Origin of the sequence: Zhenhengia yiwuensis (assembly GCF_014384995.1) — a bacterium.
Classification (GTDB): Bacteria; Bacillota; Clostridia; order Lachnospirales; family Cellulosilyticaceae; genus Zhenhengia; species Zhenhengia yiwuensis.
In genome coordinates, this window is record NZ_JACRSY010000043.1 from 1 (window position 1) to 22,216 (window position 22,216).

At 34.6% G+C, this 22,216-nt stretch carries 18 protein-coding genes; 15 read left to right on the forward strand and 3 right to left on the reverse strand.

Annotated elements, in window-relative coordinates:
- Positions 1–384: 384 nt before the first annotated feature.
- From gdhA to H8718_RS17365, 4 genes are all read left to right on the forward strand, one after another.
- Positions 385–1,734 carry an NADP-specific glutamate dehydrogenase gene (gdhA, locus tag H8718_RS17350; protein ID WP_249334102.1) on the forward strand — a complete coding sequence of 450 codons (1,350 nt, stop codon included), beginning with the start codon at positions 385–387 and terminating at the stop codon, positions 1,732–1,734.
- 169 nt (positions 1,735–1,903) lie between these two features.
- Complete coding sequence (locus tag H8718_RS17355) at positions 1,904–2,743, forward strand: sulfide/dihydroorotate dehydrogenase-like FAD/NAD-binding protein (protein ID WP_177670035.1); 840 nt, start codon at positions 1,904–1,906, stop codon at positions 2,741–2,743.
- Positions 2,736–4,121: an NADPH-dependent glutamate synthase gene (gltA, locus tag H8718_RS17360; RefSeq protein WP_177670037.1), complete on the forward strand. Its 1,386-nt coding sequence runs from the start codon at positions 2,736–2,738 to the stop codon at positions 4,119–4,121. Before H8718_RS17355 ends, gltA begins: the two co-directional genes overlap by 8 nt.
- Before the next feature lie 82 nt (positions 4,122–4,203).
- Positions 4,204–4,452: a hypothetical protein gene (locus tag H8718_RS17365; RefSeq protein WP_249334104.1), complete on the forward strand. Its 249-nt coding sequence runs from the start codon at positions 4,204–4,206 to the stop codon at positions 4,450–4,452.
- A gap of 45 nt (positions 4,453–4,497) precedes the next feature.
- Here H8718_RS17365 and H8718_RS17370 read toward each other — a convergent pair whose 3' ends face one another.
- Complete coding sequence (locus H8718_RS17370; RefSeq protein ID WP_177670041.1) at positions 4,498–4,866, reverse strand: hypothetical protein; 369 nt, start codon at positions 4,864–4,866, stop codon at positions 4,498–4,500.
- A 124-nt stretch (positions 4,867–4,990) separates the two neighbouring features.
- On the opposite strand from H8718_RS17370, the gene H8718_RS17375 reads away from it, so the two are divergent.
- Both H8718_RS17375 and nth read left to right on the forward strand, forming a co-directional pair.
- A complete protein-coding gene (locus H8718_RS17375) occupies positions 4,991–6,709 on the forward strand; it encodes a B12-binding domain-containing radical SAM protein (RefSeq protein WP_249334106.1) in 1,719 nt (572 codons plus the stop codon).
- Positions 6,710–6,719: 10 nt separating this feature from the next.
- Positions 6,720–7,412, forward strand: coding sequence for an endonuclease III (gene nth, locus H8718_RS17380; RefSeq protein ID WP_249334108.1), 693 nt, complete (start codon positions 6,720–6,722; stop codon positions 7,410–7,412).
- A 16-nt stretch (positions 7,413–7,428) separates the two neighbouring features.
- Here the strand turns inward: nth and H8718_RS17385 are convergent, their stop codons facing one another.
- Entirely contained in the window at positions 7,429–8,670 is a 1,242-nt protein-coding gene (locus H8718_RS17385) for a glycosyltransferase family 4 protein (protein ID WP_249334109.1), read from the reverse strand.
- Positions 8,671–9,076: 406 nt separating this feature from the next.
- Here H8718_RS17385 and H8718_RS17390 point away from each other — a divergent pair, with 406 nt between their 5' ends.
- The 3 genes from H8718_RS17390 to H8718_RS17400 are packed head-to-tail and all read left to right on the forward strand — an operon-like array spanning position 9,077 to position 12,659.
- Positions 9,077–11,113: an ATP-dependent helicase gene (locus H8718_RS17390; RefSeq protein WP_249334111.1), complete on the forward strand. Its 2,037-nt coding sequence runs from the start codon at positions 9,077–9,079 to the stop codon at positions 11,111–11,113.
- Positions 11,082–11,237 carry a hypothetical protein gene (locus H8718_RS17395; RefSeq protein ID WP_249334113.1) on the forward strand — a complete coding sequence of 52 codons (156 nt, stop codon included), beginning with the start codon at positions 11,082–11,084 and terminating at the stop codon, positions 11,235–11,237. The genes H8718_RS17390 and H8718_RS17395 overlap by 32 nt, the downstream gene beginning before the upstream one ends.
- A gap of 39 nt (positions 11,238–11,276) precedes the next feature.
- Positions 11,277–12,659 carry a VanW family protein gene (locus H8718_RS17400; protein WP_249334115.1) on the forward strand — a complete coding sequence of 461 codons (1,383 nt, stop codon included), beginning with the start codon at positions 11,277–11,279 and terminating at the stop codon, positions 12,657–12,659.
- A 47-nt stretch (positions 12,660–12,706) separates the two neighbouring features.
- Here H8718_RS17400 and H8718_RS17405 read toward each other — a convergent pair whose 3' ends face one another.
- Positions 12,707–15,307, reverse strand: a complete 2,601-nt coding sequence (locus H8718_RS17405) for a transglycosylase domain-containing protein (RefSeq protein WP_249334117.1) — start codon at positions 15,305–15,307, stop codon at positions 12,707–12,709.
- Between the two features lie 218 nt (positions 15,308–15,525).
- On the opposite strand from H8718_RS17405, the gene yunB reads away from it, so the two are divergent.
- From yunB to H8718_RS17435, 6 genes are all read left to right on the forward strand, one after another.
- Positions 15,526–16,290 (forward strand): sporulation protein YunB, encoded by a 765-nt coding sequence (yunB, locus tag H8718_RS17410; protein ID WP_177670056.1) that lies wholly within the window; start codon positions 15,526–15,528, stop codon positions 16,288–16,290.
- Positions 16,291–16,456: 166 nt separating this feature from the next.
- The gene (locus H8718_RS17415; protein ID WP_249334119.1) at positions 16,457–18,562 is read left to right on the forward strand and encodes a glutamine synthetase III family protein; all 2,106 of its coding nucleotides are present in this window, start codon (positions 16,457–16,459) and stop codon (positions 18,560–18,562) included.
- Positions 18,563–18,695: 133 nt separating this feature from the next.
- The gene (hflX, locus tag H8718_RS17420; protein WP_249334122.1) at positions 18,696–19,952 is read left to right on the forward strand and encodes a GTPase HflX; all 1,257 of its coding nucleotides are present in this window, start codon (positions 18,696–18,698) and stop codon (positions 19,950–19,952) included.
- Between the two features lie 201 nt (positions 19,953–20,153).
- Positions 20,154–20,399 (forward strand): DUF6514 family protein, encoded by a 246-nt coding sequence (locus tag H8718_RS17425; protein WP_249334124.1) that lies wholly within the window; start codon positions 20,154–20,156, stop codon positions 20,397–20,399.
- Between the two features lie 87 nt (positions 20,400–20,486).
- Positions 20,487–21,125, forward strand: coding sequence for a YigZ family protein (locus H8718_RS17430; protein WP_177670064.1), 639 nt, complete (start codon positions 20,487–20,489; stop codon positions 21,123–21,125).
- A gap of 82 nt (positions 21,126–21,207) precedes the next feature.
- The gene (locus tag H8718_RS17435; protein WP_249334126.1) at positions 21,208–21,942 is read left to right on the forward strand and encodes a YebC/PmpR family DNA-binding transcriptional regulator; all 735 of its coding nucleotides are present in this window, start codon (positions 21,208–21,210) and stop codon (positions 21,940–21,942) included.
- Positions 21,943–22,216: the final 274 nt, after the last annotated feature.

Genomic DNA, 22,216 nt, shown 5'->3' on the forward strand with positions numbered 1-22,216 from the left:
TTTTCATAGTTCTCTAAAACGTGAAACACTCTATAGCTATAATATAGCCAATCTAAAGGAATATATATCATTAGTTGAGAAGTGGTTAGAAAAATATAATAATGTTCGTTTAAGACTAACATCATAAAAATAGACACGGTCTTTTTTACCGTGTCTACTAAAAAGGTAGCATCATCCTTTTTATGATAAAATGAAAGTTTTTTTAATATTTAATTCATATTTAATGATATAGTATAAAAAATTACCGTATTTATATTTATGAATCCACAAAGATGTGAAAAACAATTCAATCACTCTTGCAATTTTTCAATAATATGTTAATATACTAGTATAAAATTATAAGATATTTGAAGTTTAAATCTACATATTATAAGGAGGCGCATTATGGCATTTTGTACCAAATATATGGAAAATCTTATGCAACGTGTAGTAGCAAATCATCCAGCAGAACCTGAATTTCATCAAGCAGTGAAAGAGGTTTTATTATGTATGGAACCTGTAGCACAAAAAAATCCTAAATTTGTAGATGCAGGTATTTTTGAACGTATTGTAGAGCCAGAAAGAATTATTATATTTAGAGTTTCATGGGTAGATGATACAGGAAAAGTTCAAGTCAATAGAGGTTTTAGAGTACAATTTAATAGTGCTATTGGACCTTATAAAGGGGGTCTACGTTTCCATCCTTCAGTTAATTTAGGGGTTATTAAATTTTTAGGATTTGAACAGATTTTTAAGAACTCCTTAACAGGTTTACCTATGGGTGGTGGTAAAGGTGGTAGTGACTTTGATCCTAAAGGTAAATCGGATAATGAGATTATGCGTTTTTGCCAAAGCTTTATGACAGAACTCGCTAAACATATTGGACAAGATACAGATGTACCAGCTGGAGATATTGGTGTAGGTGCACGTGAAATCGGGTATATGTATGGTCAGTACAAACGTTTAAGGAATGAGTTTACAGGAGTATTAACAGGAAAAGGCCTAACTTATGGTGGTTCTCTTGTAAGAAAAGAAGCAACAGGCTATGGTTGTTGTTACTTTACAGCTGAAATGCTTAAAACAAGAAATGACTCCTTTGAAAATAAAACGGTTGTTATTTCAGGTTCTGGAAATGTAGCTATTTATGCTGCTGAAAAAGCTATGGCACTGGGGGCTAAAGTTGTAGCTATGAGTGATTCAAATGGTTATATTCATGATCCAGAAGGTATCGATATTGATTTAATGAAACAAATTAAAGAAGTAGATAGAAAACGTATTTATGAATATGTAAAAGTTAGAACAGCCGCAACTTATACAGAAGGTTGCAGAGGTATTTGGCAAATTCCTTGTGATATTGCATTGCCTTGTGCAACACAAAATGAATTACATGGGGAAGATGCTAAGGTGCTTATTGAAAATGGTATTAAAGCTGTTGCAGAAGGGGCCAATATGCCATGTACACCTGAAGCAGTTGATTTATTCTTATCACATAAAATACTCTTTGGACCAGGTAAAGCAGCCAATGCAGGTGGGGTTGCAACTTCTGGGTTAGAAATGTCTCAAAACAGCATGCGTTATAACTGGTCATTTGAAGAAGTAGATGCAAAACTTCAGGATATTATGAAAGACATTCATGCAAGTGCACGTAGAGCGGCTACAGAATATGGGGATGCAGATAATTATGTATTAGGTGCCAATATAGCAGGTTTCTTAAAAGTAGCAGATGCTATGTATATGCAAGGCGTTGCTTATTAATAAAAACTCCCTATAAGGGAGTTTTTATTTTTTTTAGAATTTTATCTATGCATTATAAATTTATTATAATATAATGTTTTATGCGAACATATAGAAGTAAGGGAGAAAGTATATAGATTTAAATGTTAAAGTCGATATAAGAATACTACAGGTTGTATAGGAGGCTATCGTGTATAAAATAGTAGCAAAACAAAAACTTAATCATTTAGTAGAAAAAATGGTCATTCATGCACCGTTTGTAGCACGTAAGTGCATGCCAGGACAATTTATCATTTTATGTGTAGAAGAAGGGGATGAACGTATTCCGTTAACTATTCAGGATTATGATAGAGAAAAAGAAACTGTATCTATTATCTATCAGATTGTAGGTTATTCTACTCAGAAATTAGCTCAAAAAGAAGTTGGTGACACCCTTGCACATTTTGCAGGGCCATTAGGTGTGGCATCTGTATTACATAATTCAAAACGTCGCGTACTTGGCATAGGTGGAGGTGTAGGTGCAGCACCACTTTATCCTCAGATTAAAGAGTTACAAGCTCAAGGTGTAAGTTGTGATGTTATTCTAGGTGGACGAGATAAAGATTATGTTATTTTACAAGATGAGTTTAAAGCAGTAAGTAACGAATTATTCTTTGCTACAGACGATGGTTCACTTGGAACAAAAGGATTTGTAACAACTGTCCTCAACGAATTACTTGCTAAAGGACGTCAGTATGATGAAGTCATTGCAATTGGTCCACTTCCAATGATGAAGGCTGTTGTAAGTGTGACGAAACCTTTAAATATACCAACTATGGTATCTATGAATCCTATTATGATCGATGGAACAGGTATGTGTGGGGGATGCCGTGTCACTGTAGGTGGACAAACAAAATTTGCTTGTGTAGATGGACCTGACTTTGATGGATTTGAAGTAGATTTTGATGAGGCCATGAGAAGACAATCTATGTATAAGAAACAAGAACAACATATTTGCAACCTTAAACTTGGGGGTGGAACAAATGCCTAATATGCGATTAGATAAAGTAAAAATGCCTGAACAGGCACCAGATATTCGTAATAAAAATTTTGAAGAAGTGGCTCGAGGCTATACGGAAGATATGGCTATAGAAGAGGCAACAAGATGCTTACATTGTAAACAACGCTTCTGTGTTGCTGGATGCCCTGTTAATGTGCCTATTCCTGAGTTTATAGAAGAAGTGGCGAAGGGAGATTTTGAAAAAGCTTATGAAGTCATTACTTCTGAAAATGCGCTTCCTGCTATATGTGGACGTGTGTGTCCACAGGAAAATCAATGTGAGGGTAAATGTATTCGTGGCAAAAAAGGAGAATCTGTTGCTATTGGACGACTTGAGCGTTTTGTAGCAGATTATGTTATGAACCATACAGATATAACAATAGAAAAAGCAGGGTCTAATGGGATTAAAGTAGCTGTTGTAGGAGCAGGACCAGCAGGATTAACTTGTGCAGGTGAACTTGCAAAGATGGGCTATGAAGTTACTTTATTTGAAGCATTGCATGAAGTTGGTGGTGTACTTGTTTATGGTATTCCAGAGTTTAGATTACCTAAAGAACTTGTGGCAAAAGAAGTCCAAAAAATTGTAGACTTAGGCGTACGAATTGAAAAAAATGTTATTATTGGAAAAAGCATTACTATTGATGAACTAATAGAGGAAGGATATAGTGCTATATTCGTAGGGAGTGGCGCAGGACTTCCAAACTTTATGCATATAGAAGGTGAAAACTTAAATGGTGTTTATTCTGCCAATGAGTTTTTAACACGTTCTAATTTAATGAAAGCCTATGATTTTCCAAATCATCCAACACCTATTTTTGTAGGTAGTAAAGTGGCAGTAGTAGGTGGTGGAAACGTAGCTATGGATGCCGCACGTACAGCTAAACGTTTAGGTGCTGATGAGGTTTATATTATTTATAGACGTGGAGAAGAAGAGCTTCCTGCAAGACGTGAGGAAATTCATCATGCTAAAGAAGAAGGAATTATTTTTAAGCTACTTTGTAATCCAGTTAAGATCCATGGCAAAGAAGGTAGGGTAAGTCATATTGAATGTGTCAATATGGAACTTGGTGAGCCAGATGCATCTGGAAGAAGAAGACCTGTTGTACAAGAAGGTAGTGAACACCTTCTTGATATGGATACAGTTATTATTGCCATTGGACAAAGTCCAAATCCACTTATTCGTAGTACAACACCTGGACTTGATGTACAAAAATGGGGTGGCATTATCGTTAATGAAGAAACAATGGAGACAAGTAAAGAGAATGTTTATGCAGGTGGAGATGTTGTAACGGGTGCTGCAACAGTTATTCTTGCTATGGGAGCCGGTAAAAAAGCAGCTCATGCTATTCATGAAAAATTAAAAAAATAACTTGTTTGAACAGGGAGTATAAAATATTGCACTTTGCTTATACTAAACTCATAACATTTAAACAGCAAAGGAGTAATGCAATATGAAAAAAGCATTGATGTTAATGTTAGCAGTAGTAGGAATTTTATCATTTGTAGGTTGTGCAGCAGGTTACGATTCTACAACTGGTTATGATGGTTATGGCTATGGTAACGGTTATGGTTATAATGGTTACTATGATGGCTATGGCACAGGTTATAACAATGGTTACGGTATGGGAACATATAACAATGGTACTACAGGTTATGGTTCAAATACTAATACAACACCAATTGCTACACCTAACTATTAATTAAATCTAAACAAAAAAGCACTGCTAAAGCAGTGCTTTTTTGTTTTAAGCAGAAATGAATACTGTAAGCAAGATCATAATAGCTGTAATGCCAATGGCTAGACGATTTATAATCTGTGTATAACGTATAATACTTATAGACCATTTTTTTCTTTTAAGAAGAAGATAGCTCATTATAATACTTATAACACTTAATAAAAGCCCTGTATAACCAAGTGGAATTTGAAGGGCTATCCACTGATCTACAAATAAGTACATCATCAAAATAAGTATATCTAAAGTTAAAGAAACAGTACTAAAGTGCCAGGGTTCAAGAACATGATTTTGAGGCTTTTCCCATTCGTAATGTACTTTCTTTTTCTTAGGAAGTGTTTCCTTTACAACATCAAATGAAACATGTTTTTTCTCTTCCATTCTATCCTCAGCTCTCTTTTTTGATAAATTGTATAAAATAGTATAACAAATTTGAGTCGCTTTTTGCAAGCTTTAAAACGTGATATAATAAAGTTAACGTTACAAAGGAAGGGAATTATACATTGTGAAAATACTACTTGTATCATTTAATGCTAAATATATTCATTCATCATTAGCATTAAGATTAATTGAAGGTTACTGCAGTGACTATAAAGAACATTTAGAGGTATTAGAACTTACTATCAATCATGAAATGCATGAAATTATTAAACAGCTCTACAATAAACAACCAGATGTATTAGGATTATCTTGCTATATTTGGAATATGGATTTAATTGAAGAACTACTACCTATTTTAACAAAAGTCTTACCAAATACAAAAATTGTACTAGGTGGTCCTGAAGTTTCTTATAATAGTGAAGCTTTATTTGAAAGATTGCCTATTGACTTAGTCATTGAAAATGAAGGTGAAGAAACTTGGTATGAGTACCTTAAGCATCTTATTGATGGAGATATAGTACTGGAAGAGATTAAAGGTATTGTGTATCGTAACGAAAAGGGAGAAGTAGTGCGTAATCAAGCAAGGGCTCTTATGGACCTTGCTAATTTACCTTTTGTTTATGATGATCTTTCAGGACTTGAACATAAAATTATTTATTATGAGGCATCTAGAGGATGTCCATTTAACTGCCAGTACTGCCTATCCTCTATAGAAAAAGGGGTACGTTTTATGCCTCTTGAACGTGTGTTAAACGAACTTCAGTATTTCCTTGATCAAAGAGTTAAGCAAATTAAGTTTGTAGACCGTACATTTAATACACGTAAGGCCTTTGCACGCGCAATCTGGCAGTATGTTATTGAACATGACAATGGTTATACCAACTTCCATTTTGAAATAGCAGCTGAACTATTAGATGATGCATGTTTAGAAGTATTAAAAGATGCAAGACCTGGTCTTATCCAGTTTGAAATTGGTGTACAGTCTACTAATATGGATGTTTTAACGGTTATTGACCGTAAAATGCCATTTGAAGATATTAAAGAAATTGCTCTTAAAATCAAGGCTCTTGGCAATATTCATCAGCATCTTGACCTTATTGCAGGTCTTCCTTATGAAGATTATGCTTTATTTAGACATTCATTTAATGATGTTATTTCACTTAGACCCGAACAATTCCAACTTGGTTTCTTAAAACTTCTTAAAGGTTCAGGACTAAGAAAAAATGCAGAAAAATATGGTATTGTCTACAGCCCTAAAGCGCCATATGAAGTACTTTATACAAATGAACTAAGTTTTAAAGAATTACTTATATTGCATGGAATAGAGGAAATGGTGGAAAGATATTATAATAGTGAGCGTTTCAAACATACTTTAGAATATCTCTATACTTTATTTAATTCACCATTTGATTTTTACGAAGCATTAGCACATTATTGGGAAGCTAATGATTATGATAAGATTCCACATAAGAAAGCAGCGTATTATACCTTACTGGTACCATTTGCAAAAGATATAGAAGGTGTTAATCTAGATCTTCTTAAAGAGCTGATTCGTTTTGATTGGTACCTGCATGAAATGGTAAAAGAAGTACCTGAAGAACTTATGACCCTTGATCAAGCACCCTATAGAGAACAAGCTAACGCTATTATTCGAGATGATGAATATATGATTGAACACCTTGGGGTGAGTGCAAACTGGACTTCAAGACAACGTTTAAGACGTATGCACATGGAATGGTTCAGCTATAATGTATATAAAAATAATGCTAAATTAGAGGAGCCTAGTCCAGTACTCTTTGATTATACAGAACAGAAAACTCATTTTAGACCTATTAAGCTATAAGGAGTAGCCTATGACAGAAAAAAAACGTATACAAGCTATACTTGATATATTAGATAAGTATTATGAGAAAGATGTAAAATGTTACTTAGACCATGAAAATCCTCTGCAATTACTTATTGCGACTATTTTAAGTGCACAGTGTACAGATGATAGAGTCAATATTGTAACAAAGGATTTATTCGCTAAATATAAATCAGCCCAAGACTTTGCTATGGCTAATTTAAAAGAGCTTGAGCAAGATGTAAAAAGTACAGGGTTTTATAAAAATAAGGCTAAAAATATTAAAACTTGTGCAACGACTATTTATGAACAATATGGTGGTGAAGTGCCACAAGACCTTGATGCACTTACTGAACTTGCAGGAGTGGGGCGTAAGACAGCTAATGTTGTGAGGGGTAATATCTTTAAGATTCCAAGTGTGGTGGTCGATACCCATGTTAAGCGTATCTCTATTAGATGGGGAATAACTTTATGTACAGATCCTGTAGCTATTGAAATGGATCTTATGAAGAAGCTTCCTAAAGAGCATTGGATTCGTTATAATACGCAAGTTATTGCTCATGGACGAGCCATTTGTACAGCCAGAGCACCTAAATGTATGGATTGTATGTTTCTAGCTCTTTGTCCATATGGACTTAGTAAAAGAATGGATGACTTGACAGAGGAAGCTAAAGAAGCATTAGAGAAGGGGCATATGTATTAAATGAAAAAGACGTGTTCTATTGAACACGTCTTTTTTTACGGATTTTTGTTTCTATTTTTTTGGTAGCTTTATCAACTTTCTTCTTATCTTTTTTCTGATCTTGTTCATTAAGTGCAAGAATTTTTTCATAATAGGTCAAAGCATTTTTTCCAAAGATTTCATCAGAAAGTGGGGCAACTGAACTCATAGCATGAACAGATAGAGTTTTTCTATAACTTTCATCTTGAAGCAGTTTAATGAGGGCTATAGAAAGTTCTTCTGTTGTAGTAAATTTCTTGCCGTTATAATCATCAATAACAAGTCCCTCGATGCTTTCATCATGTTTAGCTACAACCGGTAGACCAGCGGCCATAGCTTCTGCAAAAGTCAGCCCTTGTGTTTCTGAAACAGAAGCACTTACGAATACATCTCCTAGCTGATAAAACTTGCCAATAGTTTGCCAAGGCTGAAGCCCTGCAAAAATAATATGTTCCTCTAGATGCAATGTTTGAGTTAGCTCTTTTAAGTGAGTCATCTCCGGGCCATCACCAACAATGAAAAGTTGTGCATGAGGTACTTGTTTAATAACTTCAGGAAGTGCGTGAAGGACAACATCGATGCTTTTTTCTTTAGCAACACGACCTACAAAAAGGATGGTAGGAGCAGTAGGGTCTAGACTAAATTGTATTTTTAAGCTACTAATTTCCTCTTTTGTATAACGACTAGGATGAAATGGTGTAAAGTTAATACCTGTTGGAATAACTTCAATAGGCTTTTTCACCCCATAGCTAAGAAGTAAATCACGCGTTTTTTCTGTAGGTGCTACAATACCATCTACACTATTACAAAACATCTTACTGTATTTACGTGCAAGTTCTGGAGAAAATTCAACACCCTTTGAAATATAATGCATATATTCTTCATACATAGTATGGTAAGTATGTACAATAGGTACATGGATTTGTTTAGAAATAAGTTTTGCTAAAAAGCCCAAAGAGAATTCCGTTTGAGATAAAATAATATCTAGTTTTAGTTTTTTTACACGACGTACAAGTTTGGTCGAATAAATAATACCTACGCGATGGTCTTTTAAGAAGACAAAAGGTAAGCTAGGAATACGATAGACATAAGGTTTATCATCATGTGCCTGTGGATGGCTAATCGTAAAAATATAAACGTTATGACCTTGTGCAATAAGCTGTTGTTCTAGTGTTACAATAGAACTTACAACACCGTTAATTTGTGGCAAATACGTATCTGTAAATATACCTATATTCATTTTTACACCCTCTTAATTCAGTTTAACATGATTTGTATGCATTTTCTTCTTATAATCATACCGCATACTCAATCAATTCATTCATAAAATGATAAAAAGTTTATTCATATTTAAGATTTTACATGAAAGTACGTTATTCAGTAATGCATTTAGATGCCTACATTAGAAAAATTTTTAAATCCAACAGCTTGATAAGCTGGCTATTAAGATATGGTATTTTATGCCTCTCTATAGTCAATAATATGAGAATAGAAAAGGTGACTAATAGTAGGAACATACTTAAAAATTAATTCTTTCTCTTTAACTAGCGTACAAAAACTATATTTATTATAATACAAATTGATTTTAAATAAAAGAAAAGAGTATAATGAAAAAAGAAAAACTTATAAATGAAAGATGTAATCATATGGAAACAAAACAACTTAATTCTAATCAAAAACAAGCTGTAGAGATGCCCCTTGGTGCTACAATGGTGATCGCTGGTCCTGGTTCTGGCAAAACCTTTGTTATTACTGAACGTGTACGTTATATGATTAGTCATCTTCAGTGCCAGCCTCAACATATACTTGTTATTACCTTTACTAAGGCTGCTGCAGAAGAAATGAAAGGGCGTTATTTAAAGGCCACGCATCAAACTGGGGTTACTTTTGGGACTTTCCACTCTGTGTTTTATCGTATGCTTAGAAAGGCAGATCCTAATCGTTACGCTTTAGAACGTCTAATCAGTGAAGATAAAAAAAGACAAGTTATTGAGAAAATTTATCAAGGTATGGACACAGGGGATGCTTATGAAGATTTTATAGAAGTCTTTTTAGGGCATCTAACGCTTATGACTAATCAACTGATTCAACCTAAATACTATAATCCTGATGGTATTTCTAAAGAAGTATTTTTAAAAGTATTCAATAGCTATGAGCAGTATAAAGAACGTCATGGACTATTTGATTTTGATGATATGCTTGTGCACACTTATTATTTGTTAAGAAATGATCCACATATTCTTACTTTCTATCAATCTAAATATAAACATATTCTTATTGATGAATTTCAAGATATTAACTGTGTACAGTTTGAAATCATTAAACTTTTAAGTAGCAGGCATACTGACCTATTTGTTGTCGGTGATGATGACCAAAGTATTTATCAATTTCGAGGCGCTAAACCTGAGTTTTTACTTTCTTTTGAAGAATACTTTAACCCTGTTCAGAAGATTATCTTGGATGTTAACTATAGATCTACGCCAAATATTTTACGTTACAGTAATAGTTTAATAGGGTATAATATAAATAGATATGAGAAAATCATGCATGCTGCTCATATAGAAGGAGATAAGCCTATTGTTACTTACTGTGAAGATGCAAAAGAACAGGCAAGTCTTGTACTAAAGGAAATTTTAAAGCTAAATGCAGCTGGATTACCTTTAAAAGAGTGTGCTATTATCTACCGTACCAATATACAAGCAAGACCACTTATTGAAGCTTTACGTACTGTGCAGATTCCATTTATTATTAAGGATGCTATGGTAACTTTATATGATCAATGGATGACAAAAGATATTCTTGCCTATTTACATTTAGCATACAATATAGAAGATAGCGAAAGGCTTCTCCAAATTATTAATAGGCCTACTCGTTATATTAGTAAGCTTGCTTTAGAAGATGCAAGGAAAAAGGGTGGAAATTTACTCAAGAATCTTTTAGAATCAGACCTTCTTAGTAGACTTCAAAAAGATCGTATTGAGGAACTTATTTTTAATTTACAAAGATTAAAGACCCTTACGTTAAAAGAAGCTATTCCTTACATCCGGCATACTATAGGCTATGAAAAGTATCTTATAGAATATGCAGCTTACCGTAAAATACCTAGTGAAGGTTTGGTAAATATGCTCCTAGAACTTGAAGATTCTGCAAGGGAGTATGCATGTGTTGAGGAGTGGGAGGAAGCTTTATATGCTATTTCTATGAGCGTGAAGCAAAGCTCACGCCAAAAAGGTCATGATGCATTGACGCTGACTACTATGCATAGTGCTAAAGGATTAGAGTTCGGCGCAGTTTTTATCATTGATATCTTAGATGGTGTTATTCCACATAGTAAAAGTTTAAGTGATACTCAAGTAGAAGAAGAAAGGCGGCTTTTCTATGTGGCTTTAACAAGAGCTAAAGAAAGACTGTACTTATATATTCCAAAAAATAGATATCAGAAAAAAGCAGAAAGTTCTCCTTTTATTTTGGAAACACTAACACCAAAGATTACACTTAAAGAAGGTGACTGTATCAAACATAAAATGTATGGGCAGGGTAAAGTTGTAAAGTTAGATGGTTCTAAAGCTTTTATACGTTTCAAAAATGGTCAAAAAGTAGTAGATTATATGTATTGTATTAAACATCATTTATTATCTCGGGAGGAAAAAAATGAAAGTTCAAAAGACAAACAAAAAAGGTAAAAAGAAACAATCTTTTAATATTTATAGTGCATTTAATAAAAATAAAAAAGGTATTGTAGCAGGAATTAGTCTTTTCTTGGCCTTTCTTATGATACTAGGTGTGCTAGGTCAATTTGCTTATTAAAGTCAGAATAGGTATAGAAGCTTATAGAGGAGGCGGACTATGGCAACTGACAAAAAGAAAAAGCTTAAAGTTAGTTTAGTCGTTATGCTAATCCTCATTTTTATTGGAATAGGCGCAGCAGCTATTTATGTGTATCATGAAGTTACACAATATAATCTTGTCTTTGCAAATCATATTTATGTGAATGATGTAGCTATAGGAGGCCTTACACAAGAAGAAGCCCTCATAAAGATTAAAGAGCAGCTTAACACCTATAATGAGGAACATTTTATTACTTTATTTAATAAGGATAAACAAATACATTTATCTTTAGATACATTTAATCCAACGAGCAACTTAGACGAAGTTTTACAAGATGCTTATACACCAGGCCATGAGGGACATATATTCAAACGTTTTCTAGCTTCTAAAAATACTGCTTTAGAGTCCATACATTATCTCGTTCAAACCTCATATGATTTATCAGAGATTGAAAAAGCCTTAGAAGTACAAGCGCATCTTTTTGAGGAAGCACCTATAGATGCAACGATTGAAAGAAAGAATAGGCAGTTTTACGTAACACCAGAGCAAATAGGTTATGCATTAGATAGTCAAGCTACAGCCAGTATTATTTATGATATGTTAACGGCTAATGAGCTTCCTATTAGGCCTATTCAAATCGTTATGAAAGAAGTAACCCCAGCTGTAACTGCTAAGGAACTTGAAAAAGCCCAAACACCACTTGCTAGCTTTTCTACTTCATATAATAATGCTGATCAAGACCGTAATCAAAACCTTGCTATTGCAGCATCTAAAATTAATGCAAAATTGAATCCAGGTGAGAGCTTTTCACTTGGGAGCAAATTGGAACCTATTACCCCAGATGCAGGTTATAAAGCTTCTAAAGTCATTGTAAATGGAAAGTTAGAGGAGGGAATAGGTGGTGGTGTATGCCAAATTGCATCTACTCTTTATAATGCACTTTTATTAAGTGATATAGAAATTATATCACGTGCAAACCACTCTTTACCTGTAGCTTATGTACCATTAGGCAGAGATGCTACTTATGCATCAGAACTTATAGACTTTAAGTTTAGGAATAACTCACAATATCCTTTATTTGTAGAGAGCTACTGTGAAGATAATAAGATTATTGTGAATCTATTTGGAGATGCTGCATTAAAGTTACCTTATGATGAAGTTAAATTTAGTTCTGAACTCATTAAGACAACACCACCACCTCCAACAATCTATAAGGAAGATGATACCTTATATGAGGACCAGGAAATTCAAGAGACCACACCACTTGAAGGTAAGACGGTAAAACTGTATCGCCTTATGTATAAGAATGGTGAACTCGTTTCAAAAGAACTTATTAATACAAGTTATTATAAGGCTAGGGGAGAGGTCATTAAAGTAGGAACTAAACCAAGGCTAGATTAAAAGTTAAAATAAAAAGGTTCAAGCTTATAAGCTTGAACCTTTTTATTTTAACTTTGTGGAATGAAGAAACCATTTTCGCCATCTGGATTATCAGTAGAAGGTGTTTCAGGTGTTACTGGGGTTTCTTCTGGAGTTTCTATTGGTGGTGTTGGAGTTTCTTCTGGGTTTTCTTGGGATGGCTCGTCTGGCCAAGGCCATCCTTCAAGTTCTGGAAGTTCTGGTTCCTCCGGTACCAATGCCTGAGTGTGTACATCACATAAGTCTTCAGGTTTTACTTGACTAGATGATGTACGTGTAACAACGCGTGTTTTAACAGTTTCTTCAGGACAGAACTCTGTAGCAATCTTACCCGATACTGTACATACCTGTTCTTGTACGTGAATATCACATTCCTCAGTAGGAGCATGATTTTTCTGGAAGTAATCAGATACAATTTTGTGTTCCGGGTCTAATTTACAAAGTTCTGTTGGAATCTTACCTGATGCTGCACAAATACTTGTTTTAGTATAACCTGTCGTTATTAATTCAAATTCTTTCTTAGGCAGGTTTTTATGAATTTCTGACATAATGCTTGCCCAAAGATTTAAGTGAGCACTTTTATTAGTAAAAGGTTGTGGTCTGTCATAGCCCATCCATACAGTTGCAGTATAGTATGGTGTATAACCAGCAAAGATAAAGTCTTTATTATCAGATGTTGTCCCTGTTTTGCCTGCTACAGGCATATTAAGACCTACGCCAGCTTTACCACCTGTACCGATTTTAATAACATCTTCCATCATATCTGTTAGCATAGAAGCAGTAGAAGCTTTAATAACCGTATGTGTTTCGGGTACAGAATTATCTAAAAGAACTTGTTTATCACGATCTAACACTTGCGTATAGAGAATAGGTTTTGTATAAGACCCTTGATTGGCAATAGCAGCATAGGCAGCATTAAGTTCAAGAGGGGTTACACCATCTGTAATACCGCCAAGAGGAAGTGCATACACTTTATCTTGGTCAGAAAGTGTTGTAAAACCGAAGTTAAGGAGATAGTTGTAAGCTGTCTCAATACCGACCATCTCTACAGCTTTAACCGCTAAGATATTCATAGAGTCCCAAATACCTTCGCGTACTGTAGTAGGTCCCTTAAAGTAACTTCTCCAGTTTTTTGGAGTATATTTACCAATTGTATAAGGTTCATCGACAATGATAGAACCTGGAGAAAGGAGCCCTGTATCAAGTGCTGGTGCATAAGAAGCAAGAACTTTGAACGTAGAGCCAGGTTGTCTTTTAGCTTGTGTGGCACGGTTAAAAGTACGGTCACCATATTTTTCACCACGTCCACCTGAAAGTGCTTTCACATGACCATTGTATTGATCCATAATAACGAAAGCAGCTTGGGCCTGAGGTACAAGCTGTACAGATTCAACAATTGTATCACCCTCGGCAAGTTCCCAGGTAGCTTGCTTTGCTTTTTTGAAGTTTTCTATTTCAGCTTCTGAATCAGACTGTAAAACACCCTCTGCCCATTTATTCACAGTTGTGCCATCAGCTTTTGTGATAGTAGCACTATAGTTAATCACATATTCTTTATAAGAAGGGAAGAGAGAGTCATCATCCATCTTATCATCTACAATTTTTTGCATATCTTGGTTAAGTGTTGTATAGATTTCAACACCACCACCAAAGAGTAAGTTATTTGCTTGTGTAGCTGTCATGCCCTTTTTAGTTTGAAGGTCACTAATAACTTGTTCAATGACAGCATCTACGAAGTAACTATGAACAGAGTCTTGCTGTTCATACTGATTATTCACTTCTTGAATATTTTTATAAGGATTCTCTAGTAAAGCAGCTTGTCTTTCTTCTTCTGTAATATAGCCCTGTTCTACCATATAAGAAAGAATAACTTTAGATTTTTCAAAGTTGTTCTCAGGGTTACGAATTGGACTATATCTTGTAGGTGCTTGTGTAATACCAGCTATAACAACACTTTCAGCTAGAGTAAGCTCAGAAACATCCTTGCCAAAATAACGTTTGGCTGCAGCTTGCACACCATTTGTACCATGTCCTAGCGGCATTGTATTTAAGTAATATTCTAAGATAAGATCTTTTTCATAAAGTGCATCAATTTGAAGTGCAAGGTATTGCTCTTGAATTTTACGCACGAAAGTCTGATCGCTAGTAAGGGCATTATTTTTAATAACCTGCTGCGTAATAGTACTTGCACCTTCTACAATTTCACCTGCTTTTAAATTTTTTACAATAGCACGCATAATTCCTAATAAGTCAATACCGTTATGCTCATAGAATCTAGCATCTTCAATGGCTATAACAGCTTCTTGAAGATGTTTGGGAATTTGGTCAAGTTTTGCATAAATACGATTTTCACCACTTGAGAGCGTATCGATTTCAGTACCATTTTCATCATAGACAAAAGACGTATAATCTGTCGTGGGCTTAATATTAATTGTAGAAACATCAGGGGCACTTTTAATGATACCTACTAAAATACCAAGTCCTGAACCTACAATAGCAAAAAGACCAATGACAAGTGTAATGACTATGACACGAAAAGTAGTGACTTTAGCTTTTTTTGTCTTTTTCTTTTTTGTATTTTTATTAGAATCCTGCATTTTTTTTGAACATGAATCTTTAGAGTAATTCATCTATCATCCTCCTCAATATGGTATTATACCAAAGATGCTAGGTAAGCGCAAAAAGAAATACATACCTTAGTATAATGTATTAGTATAAAACTAAATAGATAAATAGGAAAGTAGTATTATAAATTAGTCATTAAACTTTAATATTTAAGATGATGCTTGTCATGGAATGTCCCTTCTATGAATATATTAAAAATAAAGCATTGAATAGGAGGCAGCTTATGTTTAGAGGTTATAAATATCGTTATAGACCAACGCCTAAAGCACCTACTTATATATATAAATCATCAGGTGGAAGGCGTTATAAGGAGCATAACTATCAAGGCTTATTAGCTGTATTAGCTATTATTGCCATATTTATTGTTATTTATATCCAGTTAGATAGAGAAGTTATGCCTACAGTTATAGCTATGGCAGAGCATGAAGCCACTACTATTGCTACTAAAACCATTAATGAGGCGGTTAATTTGTCCCTAGAAAGTACCCAGATAACGGAAGAGGATTTAATTAGCTATGACTATAATGATGCGGGGGAACTTGTATCCTGGAATGTAAATTCTATCCTTATTAATACACTCTGTGCAGATATCGTTGATAAAATAGCCGATAAGTTAGATACAATAGGAAGCGTTTCTTTTAAAGTCCCTTTAGGAAACTTAACAGGTAGCCGTATTTTTGCTAACTTAGGACCTGAAATTACTATTGAAGTATTACCAGTAGGTACTGTAAAGGTAGATTATGACAATGAAATTGTGGCAGCAGGGATTAATCAAGTTAATCACAAAGTATGGCTTGATATTGATACAACAGTTCAAGTCGTTGTACCCCTTTTTGCAGATCAAATACATATTTCAAGACGTATAGTCCTTATTGATAAGATGGTTTCAGGCAAAGTTCCACCAAACTATGTTAATGTACTCCCTAATAATGTATTAGATGGCATTGATGCAGCAACCCCAAACACTAGCTACAATTTAGCTCCTTAGACATTATGCACAAGGGAAAAATTAACCCGTTTATAATTTTATCTATTTTTGTGAGTTGTCATGATATGGTATAAATGATATATTAATTAAAAAAGTAGGATTAAGCGTCACCGATTAGGCGACGCTTTTTTAATAAACATAATACTATTGTAAAGGGGCTAACAGGATGGAAAATATTAAATTATCTGAACTATTTAGCAAAAATGTATTTGATGACAAGGTAATGCGTGAGCGTCTTCCAAAATCAACCTACAAACAGTTACATAAAACAATTGATGAAGGCTTAGAACTTGATCCAAGTGTAGCTGAAGTTGTAGCAAATGCTATGAAAGATTGGGCTATTGAGCATGGTGCAACACATTTTACTCATTGGTTCCAACCAATGAATGGTCGTACAGCAGAGAAACATGACTCATTCTTATCTCCAACTTCAGATGGTCGTGTCATTATGGAGTTTTCAGGTAAAGAGCTTATTAAAGGAGAAGCTGACGGTTCTTCTTTCCCATCAGGTGGTCTTAGACAAACTTTTGAGGCAAGAGGTTATACAGTATGGGATTGTACATCTCCAGCTTTCTTAAAAGAAGATATTAGTGGTGTGGCACTTTGCATTCCTACAGTATTCTATTCACATACTGGTGAAGCGCTTGATAAAAAAGCACCATTACTTCGTTCAATGGAAGTTATTGAAGAAGCAGCACTTCGTGTACTTCGTGCATTAGGTGATACAGAAAGTAAAAAGGTTATTACAACAATTGGTGCAGAGCAAGAATACTTCCTGGTTGACAAACGCCAATATCAACAACGTAAAGATCTTATCTTTACAGGTCGTACACTCTTTGGTGCTATGCCCCCAAAAGGTCAAGAAATGGAAGACCACTACTATGGAAGTATTAAAGAGAAAATAGGTAAGTTCATGCGTGAAATTGATATTGAACTTTGGAAGTTAGGTGTACCTTCTAAAACAAAACATAATGAAGTAGCCCCAGCACAACACGAGCTTGCACCTATTTTTGCAACAGCAAACGTAGCATCTGACCAAAATCAACTTGTTATGGAAGTGCTTCAAAAAGTAGCAAACCGTCATGATCTTGCTTGTCTTCTTCATGAAAAACCATTTAGAGGTGTAAATGGTTCAGGTAAACATGATAACTGGTCCCTTGTAACAGATACAGGTATAAACTTATTCTCACCAGGTAAACAACCAAAAGAAAATTTATCATTCCTTATTTTCTTAGCTGCAACAATTGAAGCCGTTGACAAACATGCTGATCTTTTAAGATTATCAGCTGCAACTGCAGGAAATGATCATCGTCTTGGTGGGAATGAAGCACCTCCAGCTATTATTTCTATTTTCTTAGGTGATCAGCTTACAGAACTTCTTTACCACATTGCACGTGGAGAAGAGATGGATGATTTAACAAAAGAAGTAATGGAAATGGGTGTTGCAACACTTCCAAAACTTAAAAAAGAAGTAACAGACCGTAACCGTACATCTCCATTTGCTTTTACAGGAAATAAATTTGAATTTAGAATGTTCCCATCTTCAGGATGTATTTCAGAAGCTAACGTTATTATGAATACAATGGTTGCTGAAACTTTACATGAGTTTGCAGATAAACTCGAAGGGGCAGAAGACCTTCAAAAAGCAGTTAATAGAATTGTACGTCATGCACTTAAAAATCATGGACGTATTATCTTCAATGGAAATGGTTACTCAGAAGAATGGGTAGAAGAAGCAGCAAGACGTGGTTTACCAAATTACACATCAACAGTAGATGTTATTCCAGCCCTTATCTCACAAAAATCTATTGATTTATTTAGCAAACTTAAAGTGTTTAGTGAAGTTGAACTCCATTCTCGTTATGAAATTCTTATCGAAGAATATTATAAAACAATCAACATTGAAGCACGTACAATGCTTAGTATGGCAAAAACACAAATTATGCCTGCTGTAATTAACTACATGACACAAGTTGCTCAAAATGTAAGTATTATGACAAGTCTTGAAAAATTTAATATTGATGCTCAAAGTGAAATGCTCACAGAGCTTAATACGCTATTAAATAGTCTTAAACGTGCTATTGATGAACTTGAAATCGTTCACAAAGAAACAATTCAAATTGAAGAAGGCCTTGAAAAAGCACAAGCATTCCGTAACAACGTTCTTCCAAAAATGGAAGCATTACGTGAAGTAGCGGACAAATTAGAAACAATTGTAGATGAAAAAATCTGGCCAATTCCTACTTATAGTGAATTACTCTTCAGAGTTTAATACAAATAAAAAGGTAAGTTTCCACGTAGAAACTTACCCTTTTCTATATAAGACCTTATAGGAAAAGCAAAAATTTGGTATACTATAAAATAATGAACTTAGCTCGCATGAGCGTAACTAAGAAAGGACTACTATGGAAGAATTAAGAAAAGAAGAAGAGGTCGTAATTCTATTTGCGGCACAAAAGAAAAATCTTAAAGAAGATGATGCCTGGGAAAGTTTAGATGAATTAGAAGAATTGGTAAATACTGCTGGGGCTAGAGCGGCGGTTAAAGTACTTCAGCGTGTGGACAGTATTAACCCAGGTTATTATATCGGAACAGGTAAAGTGGAAGAACTTAAAGAGCTTGTGGCCTTACATGGTGCAACAGGCGTTGTATCAGATGATGAACTTTCTCCTGTTCAAATGCGCAATCTATCCCTTGAATTAGGTGTAAAAGTAATGGATCGTACCCTTGTCATCCTAGACATCTTTGCGCAACGTGCGCGTTCAAGAGAAGGTAAACTGCAAGTTGAAATTGCACAGCTTAAATATCAATACTCACGACTTACTGGATTTGGCGAAATGCTTTCTAAACAAGGTGGCGGTATTGGAACAAGAGGTCCTGGTGAAAAGAAGCTTGAACTTGATAAGCGCCATATTCGTACTAGAATGGAATTACTACAAGCTGAAATTGAAGAGTTTGAGAAACATAGACAGCTTCTTCGTACACGTAGACAAAAGAATAATATACCAGTAGTAGCTATTGTAGGTTATACAAATGCAGGGAAGTCTACTTTATTAAATGCACTTTGTGAAAGTGATGTTTACGCAGAAAATCAACTTTTTGCTACGCTTGATCCCACAACACGTTCGGCAACACTTCCAAGTGGCAGTGAAATTATGCTAACAGACACAGTAGGTTTTATACGTAAACTGCCTCATCATCTTGTTAAAGCCTTCTATTCAACACTTGAAGAAGCTAAATATGCAGATATTATCTTGCATGTAATGGATGCAAGTTCTGAACATTTAGCTACACATAATGAAGTTGTTCATGAAACCCTAAAAAGACTAGATATTACTAATATCCCTATTATTACAGTCTACAATAAAATTGATCAAGTAGAAGGGCATTACCCTAAAGATGAAACCAGTACACATAGTGTGGAAATTTCAGCTAAAAACAAAATCAATCTAGACGGTTTATTAGGTATTATAGAAGAGATGCTTTATGCCTCAATGCAGCCTTTCAAAATTTTATTACCATACTCAGTTCCAGAACTTGTAGCTTTCTGTCATGCACAAGGTGAACGTTTAGAAGAGGAATATGTTAATGAAGGGATTGTATTAAAAGGCTATATACACAAAGATAAATTTTATAAAATTAAAGATTATTGCATTGATTAATTGAAAAAGTTTTCAATCTTTTTCGACAAAAACATGTATATTTTAATACTTAAAGCTTTAACGGGCTAAAATTATTAAGTAAATTAGTTTTTATATGACGATTTATAGCATAAACCCTAATAAATTGCGATATCTTTTTCTTTGAAAATATTTTATTATCCCCTATAATAGGAATATATATAAATCAAGGGGGATCTTTAGATGGTGTATACGAAATATTATGTCGGTAAGACAAATTTATCGGACCTTGAAGTGAAGTATTTTGTTATTGAAAAAGAGAGAAAATATGGTATTGCCTTAGAACAATACTCAGGGGATTTAATAGAGTGTGATTACGAATATTTCACAGAAGAACATAATGAAGCCACCAAAGTTGCTCGCTTTATGCAAGAAAGTAGGGTAACACTTACTTCCATGACCGAAATCCTAGATGATTACATCCAATAAAACAGCCGATTTAGGCTGTTTTTTTATACTTTTTCTTAGGCCTAAACTATGCTAAAATAAAGTTAAAGATTAAATTAGGTGGTGCATATGTTAGACAGATACATTACAATTGCAGGATCTGGTGAAGCAGAGATTGTTGAAAAAAAATCACGATTTATTGCCTCTGTTTTTCCTGTACACACACAAGAAGAAGCCGATGAAATTTTAACTAAACTGCGTAAAAAATATTGGGATGCTACACATAACTGCTTTGCTTATCAAATTGGAGAGCGTAATGAGATTCAACGTTTTAGCGATGATGGAGAGCCACAAGGTACAGCTGGAAAACCTATTTTAGATGTATTAAAGGGACAAGATATTAAAGATACTTTAATCGTTGTAACCCGTTACTTTGGTGGGACACTGCTTGGAACAGGTGGGCTTGTAAGGGCCTATGGCAAAGGGGCTAAAGAAGGTATACTAGCAGCAGGGCTTATTGAAAAGATGCGCGTATGCCTTTTCACTTTAGAGATGACTTATCCACTTTCAGGAAAAGTACAGTATCTCTTAAATGATAAGTCTTACATCATACGTGATACAGCCTATACAGAAGTTGTACGTTTTGTGGTAGAAGTAGAGATGGGCAGTGAAGAATCCTTTGTAGAATGGCTTATTAATGAGACGAATGCCGAGATTTCTATTGAAAAAGGTGACTATGTTCTTATTGAAAGACCTGTAAAGAGTTGATACATGCCCCTACAATATGGTACAATATTGAAGAAAAATTAGAATGTACGTTAGTGTATAATTAAAGGAGGCTTATAAATATATGTCAGGACATTCAAAGTTTGCCAACATTAAACATAAAAAAGGCAAAAATGACGCAGCAAAAGGAAAAATATTTACAAAAATCGGTCGTGAAATCGCAGTAGCCGTAAAAGACGGTGGTGGTTCTGATCCAAATACAAATAGAAAATTACGTGATGTTATTGCAAAAGCAAAATCAAATAACATGCCAAATGATACAATTCAAAGAAGTATTAAAAAAGCAGCTGGTGAAGATAGTTCGGTGCATTACGAATACATGACTTATGAAGGTTATGGTCCAAACGGGGTGGCTGTTATTGTAGAGACACTTACAGATAACAAAAACCGTACAGCAGCAAACGTACGTGCAGCATTCTCTAAAGGAAATGGTAACATGGGTACATCAGGCTGTGTATCTTTCTTATTTGACAAAAAAGGTCAAATCGTAATCGAAAGAGAAGCTACAGATATGGATGAAGATGAGCTTATGATGATGGCTATCGAAGCTGGTGCAGATGACTTCGAAGCAGAAGAAGAAGGTTTCACAATCACAACAGATCCAGAAGTATTCTCAGACGTATACGCTGCAATCGAAGCTGCTGGCATCGAAATGGCACAAGCTGAAATCACAATGGTTCCACAAACATCAGCTACTATTACAGCAGAAGCTGATCTTAAAGCATGGAATAAGATGATGGATCTTCTTGAAGATGATGATGATGTTCAAGAGGTGTATCACAATTTTGAAGAAGAGTAAGAATATAGTAATACCAATGGTTTTGGCTGTTTTTGAGATAACAAATTGTTATGGTATACATCAAAAAATAGCCTAAGTTATGGTATACATCTATATTATGAACCACTTTTTTTATGGTATATGTCAATTACCAAAAAGGGAGTGGTTTTTTTGCATCTTGAATTTACAATCTAAGTGCAACACCTAAAAAAAATATGACTCATAAGAGAAAATCCTAGTAAAATAGTGTTTGCGAAGACTACTATTGAAAGGATTAATCTTATGAGCCATTACA

Excerpts from the sequence above, each read along its gene's own strand:
- gdhA (WP_249334102.1), top strand. The coding sequence starts at position 385 with ATGGCATTTTGTACCAAATATATGGAAAATCTTATGCAACGTGTAGTA.
- gltA (WP_177670037.1), top strand. The coding sequence starts at position 2,736 with ATGCCTAATATGCGATTAGATAAAGTAAAAATGCCTGAACAGGCACCA.
- H8718_RS17365 (WP_249334104.1), top strand. The coding sequence starts at position 4,204 with ATGAAAAAAGCATTGATGTTAATGTTAGCAGTAGTAGGAATTTTATCA.
- H8718_RS17370 (WP_177670041.1), bottom strand. The coding sequence starts at position 4,866 with ATGGAAGAGAAAAAACATGTTTCATTTGATGTTGTAAAGGAAACACTT.
- nth (WP_249334108.1), top strand. The coding sequence starts at position 6,720 with ATGACAGAAAAAAAACGTATACAAGCTATACTTGATATATTAGATAAG.
- H8718_RS17385 (WP_249334109.1), bottom strand. The coding sequence starts at position 8,670 with ATGAATATAGGTATATTTACAGATACGTATTTGCCACAAATTAACGGT.
- H8718_RS17390 (WP_249334111.1), top strand. The coding sequence starts at position 9,077 with ATGGAAACAAAACAACTTAATTCTAATCAAAAACAAGCTGTAGAGATG.
- H8718_RS17395 (WP_249334113.1), top strand. The coding sequence starts at position 11,082 with ATGAAAGTTCAAAAGACAAACAAAAAAGGTAAAAAGAAACAATCTTTT.
- H8718_RS17400 (WP_249334115.1), top strand. The coding sequence starts at position 11,277 with ATGGCAACTGACAAAAAGAAAAAGCTTAAAGTTAGTTTAGTCGTTATG.
- H8718_RS17405 (WP_249334117.1), bottom strand. The coding sequence starts at position 15,307 with ATGAATTACTCTAAAGATTCATGTTCAAAAAAAATGCAGGATTCTAAT.
- yunB (WP_177670056.1), top strand. The coding sequence starts at position 15,526 with ATGTTTAGAGGTTATAAATATCGTTATAGACCAACGCCTAAAGCACCT.
- H8718_RS17415 (WP_249334119.1), top strand. The coding sequence starts at position 16,457 with ATGGAAAATATTAAATTATCTGAACTATTTAGCAAAAATGTATTTGAT.
- hflX (WP_249334122.1), top strand. The coding sequence starts at position 18,696 with ATGGAAGAATTAAGAAAAGAAGAAGAGGTCGTAATTCTATTTGCGGCA.
- H8718_RS17425 (WP_249334124.1), top strand. The coding sequence starts at position 20,154 with ATGGTGTATACGAAATATTATGTCGGTAAGACAAATTTATCGGACCTT.
- H8718_RS17430 (WP_177670064.1), top strand. The coding sequence starts at position 20,487 with ATGTTAGACAGATACATTACAATTGCAGGATCTGGTGAAGCAGAGATT.
- H8718_RS17435 (WP_249334126.1), top strand. The coding sequence starts at position 21,208 with ATGTCAGGACATTCAAAGTTTGCCAACATTAAACATAAAAAAGGCAAA.